At 55.5% G+C, this 290-nt stretch carries 1 protein-coding gene; it reads right to left on the bottom strand.

The window, feature by feature from the left end; all coding sequences use genetic code 11:
- The coding region (locus Q4563_RS19050; protein WP_303605628.1) for a succinylglutamate desuccinylase/aspartoacylase family protein at positions 1–290 on the bottom strand (290 nt) is incomplete at both ends.

The following is a 290-nucleotide window of genomic DNA, read 5'->3' as shown; positions in this document are numbered from 1 at the left end:
TAATAGCCATGATGTCGTCTTTTTCGACCTTGTCGCCGAGGTGCTTGAGATTACGCACAAAGCCGCTGTCGGTGGCTCGCATCCAGCCGCTGTTACGGGCAATCAGGGGTTCAATCGGAAATTTTTTCTGACGGCTGGCCGGCAGCATGCCGAGATGGCGCATTACCCGCAGAATTCCCCGCTCACCAGCCCGAATGCAGAGTTCATCGTAGCGTAAGGCTTCCCCTGCTTCGTAGAGCAAGATCTTGACCCCCATTTCGTTGGCTGATTCCCGTAACGAGCCATCACGC

This window comes from Gilvimarinus sp. 1_MG-2023, from assembly GCF_030548285.1.
Note: the sequence above shows the minus strand (reverse complement) of the source record. Positions and strands in the feature narration are given on the sequence as shown.